Source organism: Pseudomonas sp. MF08817 (assembly GCF_059862705.1).
In genome coordinates this window covers 1-6,637 of the sequence record NZ_JCBCUY010000076.1, presented here as the reverse complement: position 1 = coordinate 6,637, position 6,637 = coordinate 1, and the positions used below count along the sequence as shown (strand labels likewise).

Genomic DNA, 6,637 nt, shown 5'->3' with positions numbered 1-6,637 from the left:
TGGGGATGTAAGCCGGAACCCCAGAAATTTCCGTCACCCTAGTTGGGTGGGCTCAACACTCGTGTCACCAGCTACCTTCTGGAGAATCGAGCTCGGCCATCCCTCCCTGGACGGGCATCGCTCGACGATGTTCAACGGCTCCCTCACGGGGCCGTCGTTTTGTGGGGGCTATTCCATCCACAAGTCGTCGAGGTTCTTGAAGTTCCAGAGCGTCGGGTCTTCGGGGCCAGTGATACTGTCCTTGCAACTCGTGGCCGCCAGGTCGATGGTCTGCATCGGGATCGGCTCTCTCGAGCGTAGCGAGAAGAACACGCGAACCTTGGGAGTCAGCAGTGATTCCATTCCCGGCTCAACGACAACGGCCAGACGCTGAGAGGACAGGCGAACCAAGGAGCCGACGGGGTAGATGCCCACGGCCTTGACGAAGGCGTGGAAGATGCGTTTGTCGAAATGGCCCTCCCACTTGGCCATCTGCCGCATCGCCGCGGACGGGTCCCACGGCTTTTTGTAGGCTCGCTCCGACGTCACGGCATCATAGACGTCGCAGATTGCGCCCATGCGGGCCAGGAGTGAAATGGCGTCACCGGCCAAGCGATCCGGGTAGCCGGTTCCGTCGATCTTCTCGTGATGGTGCAGGGCAATGTCCACCACCCCGGGCTCGGCCCCGCCTGCGCGCAGCATCTTTGCGCCCTCCACAGGGTGGCGCTTCATGATGGCGAACTCGGCATCGGTGAGCTTGCCTGGTTTGTTAAGCACTTCCAGCGGCATCGCGGCCTTGCCTAGGTCGTGCATCAGTCCGCCGATGCCAGCCAGGCGCGTTTGCTCCTCGTCTAGATCGAGATGCCGGGCCAGCGATAGCATCAGGGCGCAGACGGCAACCGAGTGCAGGTAGGTGTAATCGTCGTGCGTTTTGATGCGTGCGACGCTGATGAGGGCATGAGGTTGGCGCAGCACCGAGGCAGCGATTTCTCCGACCAGCGGCAACGTCGTGCTTGGGTCGACGGCCTTGCCAAGCCGGGCTTCCTGGAACATGTCCATGACTTGGGACTTGGCCGCAAGACAGAGTTTCCGTGCATAACACATTTCGCTCTCCATTGAGGTTGCGCCGTCACTTTTCTTGCTTAGTGGACTAGACGGCAGAGATTGCTCCTCCGACAATTCTCTGGGCTCTGGGCTCTGGGCTCTGGGCTCTGGGCTCTGGGCTCTCTGGGCTCTCTGGGCTCTCTGGGCTCTCTGGGTCGACTTGGCTTTTGGCCAAGTCGACCCAGACCTCCCCGACGCCACATTCTCGAATGGCAGAGAGATCCTGAGGCTCGGTCAGCAGGAAGCTGCCGCGCCAGAATGGGTGTCGAACCCAAGAGCCGGCGAGCTTGTGGATGTACATGCCGAGACGAAGCTCGGATACGGGAATGCGTTTTACCAACTTATTTTCCTTTCTGAGTTGGGTGGTTAGGCGTGCGCCGAGGCTGGCACCCAGCGGTAGAGCGGAGGTAAGGTCACGCCAAGATTCTTGGATCAGCCGGAACCGCCGAAATTTCCGTCAGCCGATCAACATGGCTTTGTCTCGCGCTCGGTCGATGCGTTCCTGCATCGCCTGCATGACTTCTTCGTGGGTGTACGACTTGGCGTTGGGGTCGTCGGCCTCTCGGAGAGCTTCCTCGACCTCGCGGGTCATCCGCGCATATTCTTCCGGCCACAGCGCTTGCTCCATGCGCAGCGACGCCTGCCCAAGCAGGTGCAGCAGGCCGAACAGCCGCATGTCATTGGTGGCGACGACGTGCTCTCGAATCCGCTCCTGGATCACCTCGCAGGCCCGATGCGCCTCTGGCGTCGCCGTGCCCTCGTAGCCGGCTGGGAGTTCTGCTTCTTCAGCGATTCGCGCCCAAGCGATAGCCAGCGCCTCGATGGTGGACAGGTTCATTTGCTCATCCACTTGCGCAGCAGACGCTTTTTCAGGGAGGCGCGCTCTTGCGGATTGCGTCCCTTGTGGTTGGCAATGCGATCCGCCGTGGCGGCCTGGCGCTTGATGGGCCAGTAGGAGCGGCCATCCTTACCCATCGACCAGACGTTGCTGACCTGGTTTTCCAGTAGAGGCAGATGGGCGCATAGAGCTTCCGGCGACGCGCTGGCCAGCGCGGTGCGCTCGTGGGTTCGCCAGCGCTGATGCCAGAGTTTCTTGTCCTCGCGCTCGCTACGGCAGGTCGTGTGCCCAACGATGGGCGTTTTGCGGCGGCTGCGGCTCATGATGTGGTTGTCTCCAAGAACATTCAGGACAGGCTTTCTGGGTAGAGCGCCGTCAACCGGGACAGGGTTTCTTGCACTTGTTCCAGCGAGGTCATCAGATGATCAACCTGATCCTGAAGATCCACGGCGAGATCAAATAGCTCAGCCACTCGGCTGCGTGATCCCTCGTTGAACGCGGCCATTGCCAGTTGATGCAGCTTCAACAGGTCGGTGCGCAGTTGCGGAGGTGCGCCGTCTGCGCTGTCATTCAAATCGCCGCGCAGCACGTCCACGGCATCGACTGCACGCAGCAGTGCCGTGGTATCGAAATTCTCGGGAGTCAGTTCGTCCCATTCGTCGTCGGTGATGCGGGCTGCCATCAGGAGAGCTCCGATTAAGCGGTTGCGAGCGTTAGATGCCCGATCGGCTCGGCTGCTGGCCGTACCTTGATTTCGATGTCGTAGCCGAGGCGATTCAGACAATCCATCAGCTTGCGTTCGGATAGATTGGTGAAGTCGCCGCGCATCATGCCCGACACCTTCGGTTGCGGGATGCCCATGCGTTTGGCCGCCGCTTGTTGAGTCAGCCCAAGGGCGCGCATGGCCCTCCTGATCTCGACCACCAGGCCGGTCTTGATCTTGAGCTTTTCAGCGTCAGGCAGTCCAAGGTCGGCAAAGACGTTGCCCGAGCTGCGCTGAACCTCGACGCCTTCAATGATTCGTTTTTGCATTTCGTAGCTCCTGTGCCAATACCTCGGCCACCTTCAGCCGAGCGCGGATGATGTCCATGTCGGCCTTTGGCGTGGCGATTCCGCTCTTGCTCTTCTTCTGGAAGCAGTGCAGGACGAACACCGCTTCCGCAAACTTGACCGTGTATACCGCTCGATAGGTGCCGCCGGCATCGTCTTCGACGACCTCCAGCACGCCGGCACCACCGAACCCCTTGAGCACCTTTGCTGCGTCATCCTGATCGCCTATCTGCGCCAACGAGAGCGCGTAACCGAAACGGCGACGCACGTCGGACGGCAACGCCATCAAATCCTTGTGGCTGCTCGCGATCCATTCGAGCGGTTTTTCTTTGTTTGTCATGACGGAATTTTATACCTGTTCAGGTAATGATGTAAACGCGGCAACCTCAAGGAGGTGTCGTAAAACATTTGTTTTGCGACAGGCTGTCAGCCGCCGCTGTGCTACCTGTGCAACACCCCCTCAAAAATGTACGGAAAACTCTATCGCTATTCACTATTATGCGGAAACCTGTTTTTGATGGTTATCCGCCTATGTTGGTTGGCTACATGCGCGTGTCGTCGGACTCCGACCGCCAGAGCACGGACTTGCAGCGCGACGCGCTGCTCGCCGCCGGCGTCGATCCGCGTCACCTGTTTGAGGATCGTGCCTCTGGCGCGAAGGATGACCGTGCCGGCTTGGCGCGGGCGCTTGAGTTCGTTCGAGCCGGCGATGTGCTGGTGGTGTGGAAACTCGACCGGCTCGGTCGCTCGCTGTCGCACCTGCTCGCCATTGTGACTTCGCTCAAGGACAAGCGGGTGGCGTTCCGCTCGCTGACAGAGAACCTGGACACTACGACGCCCTCGGGCGAATTCCTGTTCCAGGTGTTCGGTGCGCTCGCGCAGTACGAGCGCGCCTTGATTCAGGAGCGCGTCGTCGCGGGCTTGGCCGCCGCACGCAAACGCGGCCGGATCGGCGGCCGGCCGCAGGCGATCACTGGTGAGAAGCTGGACGCCATCGTCGCCGCGCTCGATGGCGGCATGTCTAAGGCGGCGGTGTGCCGCAACTTCAATGTCAAGCGCACTACGTTGATCGAAACATTGACGCGAGCAGGTTGGCGTGGTGCGGGAAGGACGGTCGATGAGCAACAAGAATAAGCTACTCACCGTCTTTTCTGACGCAGAGCAGGAAGCCTTGTACGGCCTACCGGACTTCGACGATGCTCAGCGGCTGGAATACCTGGCGTTGGCCGAATCTGAACTGGCGTTCGCCAGCAGCCGGCCTAGCCTGCAGGCCCAAGTCTATTGCGTCTTGCAGATCGGCTACTTCAAGGCCAAGCATGCTTTCTTCCGCTTCGATTGGCATGAGGTCGAGGACGATTGCGCCTTCGTGCTGAGTCGCTATTTCCACGGCGAAGCGTTCGAACGCAAGGCGATCACCAAGCATGAGCACTACAGCCAGAGGGGTCAGATCGCCGAACTGTTCGGCTACCGGTCGTGGGCGGCTAGCTTCCTGCCGCAACTGGCACAGCAGGCTGAACAGATCGTGCGGCGCGACGTAATGCCAGGATTCGTGGCCGCCGAACTGATCGTTTGGCTCAGCGAGCACAAAATCATCCGGCCCGGCCACACCACCTTACAAGAGCTGGTCAGTGAAGCCCTGTCCACCGAACGCAGGCGCTTGGGCGGCTTGCTGGCAGAAGTGTTGGACGAATCGGCCAAAGCTGCGCTGGGCCAGCTCCTGGTGCGTGACGACACCCTGTCTCAACTGGCAGCGCTCAAGCAGGACGCTAAAGATTTCGGCTGGCGTCAGATGGCAGGGGAGCGCGAGAAGCGCGCCACGCTGAAGTCCTTGCACGGGATCGCCAAGGCGCTGCTGCCCAAGCTCGGCATCTCGCAGCAGAACCTGCTGTACTACGCGAGCCTGGCGAACTTCTATACCGTCCATGACCTGCGCCACCTGAAGGCGGAGCAGACCCGGCTCTACCTGCTGTGCTATGCCTGGGTACGTTACCGGCAGCTCACCGACAACCTGGTCGACGCGATGGCCTTCCACATGAAAAAACTTGAGGACGAGAGCCGCACGGGTGCGAAACAGTCCTTTGTCGCCGAACAGCTGCGACGCCATCAGGAAACGCCGCAGGTTGGCCGCCTGCTGTCGCTGTACGTGGACGACAGCGTGGCCGATCCGACGCCGTTCGGCGAGGTGCGCCAACGCGCCTACAAAATCATGTCCAGGGAATTGCTGCAAAACACGGCGCAGCGCATGAGCGTCAAGCCACTGAACAAACTGGCGCTGCACTGGCAGGCGGTGGACGGCCTGGCCGAACGCATTCGACGCCATCTACGGCCGCTGTACGTCGCGCTCGACTTCGCCGGCACGGCCCCCGATAACCCATGGCTCGCGGCGCTGACTTGGGCCAAGAGCGTGTTCGCCAAGCAGCAGCGCCTATCACAACGGCCACTCGACGAATGTCCGGCGGCAACGCTGCCGAAACGCTTGCGTCCGTACCTGCTGATGTTCGATGCCGAAGGCACGCCGACAGGCCTGCATGCCGATCGTTACGAATTCTGGCTTTACCGTCAGGTCAGGAAACGCTTCCAGGCGGGCGAGCTCTACATTGACGATAGCTTGCAGCACCGGCATTTGTCCGACGAGTTGGTTTCGATGGACGAGAAAGCCGCCGTGCTCGCGCAGATGGACATCCCCTTCCTGCGGCAGCCGGTCAGTGCCCAGCTCGATGCACTGGCGACCGAGTTGCGTGCGCAATGGGTGGCGTTCAATCGCGAGCTGAAACAGGGCAAGCTGACGCACCTGGAATACGACAAGGACACGCAGAGACTGACCTGGCGCAAGCCCAAGGGGGAGAACCAGAAGGCGCGCGAGCAAGCTCTCTACGAGCAACTGCCATACTGCGATGTCGCCGACGTGTTTCGCTTCGTCAACGGCCAGTGCCAGTTCCTGTCGGCGCTGACACCATTGCAGCCACGCTATGCGAAGAAGGTAGCCGACGCCGACAGTCTGATGGCGGTGATCATTGCCCAAGCCATGAACCACGGCAACCAGGTTATGGCACGTACCAGCGACATCCCGTACCACGTCCTGGAGAGTACCTACCAGCAGTACCTGCGCCAGGCGACGCTACATGTGGCCAACGATTGCATCAGCAACGCCATCGCCGCACTGCCGATCTTCCCGCATTACTCGTTCGACCTCGATTCGTTGTACGGTGCCGTTGATGGGCAGAAATTCGGCGTCGAGCGACCAACTGTGAAGGCGCGCTACTCGCGCAAATATTTCGGCCGCGGCAAGGGCGTCGTCGCCTACACGCTGCTGTGCAATCACGTGCCGTTGAACGGCTACCTGATAGGCGCACACGAGTACGAGGCTCACCACGTGTTCGACATCTGGTACCGCAACACGTCGGACATCGTGCCGAGCGCGATCACCGGCGACATGCACAGCATCAACAAGGCCAACTTCGCCATCCTGCACTGGTTCGGACTTCGTTTCGAGCCGCGCTTCACCGACCTCGACGACCAGTTGCAGGAGCTGTATTGCGCCGATGATCTGGCATTGTACGAGAAATGCCTGATCCGGCCGGCTGGCCAGATCGACCGGCAACTCATCGTCGGTGAGAAGGCGAACATCGACCGAATCGTCGCCACACTGGGCCTGAAGGAAATGAC

Annotated in this window: 7 protein-coding genes and 1 pseudogene; 2 read left to right on the top strand and 6 right to left on the bottom strand. The window is 60.7% G+C overall.

The annotated features are described in order from the left end of the window. Nucleotides 1-168 precede the first annotated feature (168 nt). From AC19YR_RS24465 to AC19YR_RS24440, 6 genes and pseudogenes are all read right to left on the bottom strand, one after another. Nucleotides 169-1,423: pseudogene (locus AC19YR_RS24465) on the bottom strand (cyclic di-GMP phosphodiesterase). A 117-nt stretch (nucleotides 1,424-1,540) separates the two neighbouring features. Beyond that, entirely contained in the window at nucleotides 1,541-1,921 is a 381-nt protein-coding gene (locus AC19YR_RS24460; RefSeq protein ID WP_001054412.1) for a hypothetical protein, read from the bottom strand. After that, nucleotides 1,918-2,244: a hypothetical protein gene (locus AC19YR_RS24455; protein ID WP_000091614.1), complete on the bottom strand. Its 327-nt coding sequence runs from the start codon at nucleotides 2,242-2,244 to the stop codon at nucleotides 1,918-1,920. Before AC19YR_RS24455 ends, AC19YR_RS24460 begins: the two co-directional genes overlap by 4 nt. A 23-nt stretch (nucleotides 2,245-2,267) precedes the next feature. After that, the gene (locus tag AC19YR_RS24450) at nucleotides 2,268-2,603 is read right to left on the bottom strand and encodes a hypothetical protein (protein WP_000741275.1); all 336 of its coding nucleotides are present in this window, start codon (nucleotides 2,601-2,603) and stop codon (nucleotides 2,268-2,270) included. A 14-nt stretch (nucleotides 2,604-2,617) separates the two neighbouring features. Continuing rightward, a complete protein-coding gene (locus AC19YR_RS24445) occupies nucleotides 2,618-2,953 on the bottom strand; it encodes a helix-turn-helix domain-containing protein (RefSeq protein WP_001172026.1) in 336 nt (111 codons plus the stop codon). After that, nucleotides 2,934-3,311: a type II toxin-antitoxin system RelE/ParE family toxin gene (locus AC19YR_RS24440; protein WP_003151133.1), complete on the bottom strand. Its 378-nt coding sequence runs from the start codon at nucleotides 3,309-3,311 to the stop codon at nucleotides 2,934-2,936. The genes AC19YR_RS24445 and AC19YR_RS24440 overlap by 20 nt, the downstream gene beginning before the upstream one ends. A gap of 191 nt (nucleotides 3,312-3,502) precedes the next feature. Here AC19YR_RS24440 and AC19YR_RS24435 point away from each other — a divergent pair, with 191 nt between their 5' ends. Together AC19YR_RS24435 and AC19YR_RS24430 are read left to right on the top strand one after the other, a co-directional pair. Further along, the gene (locus AC19YR_RS24435; protein WP_010465829.1) at nucleotides 3,503-4,105 is read left to right on the top strand and encodes a recombinase family protein; all 603 of its coding nucleotides are present in this window, start codon (nucleotides 3,503-3,505) and stop codon (nucleotides 4,103-4,105) included. Continuing rightward, nucleotides 4,089-6,637: Tn3 family transposase (locus AC19YR_RS24430; protein ID WP_500600415.1), on the top strand; the 2,549-nt coding region annotated here is incomplete at its 3' end. The genes AC19YR_RS24435 and AC19YR_RS24430, both read left to right, overlap by 17 nt.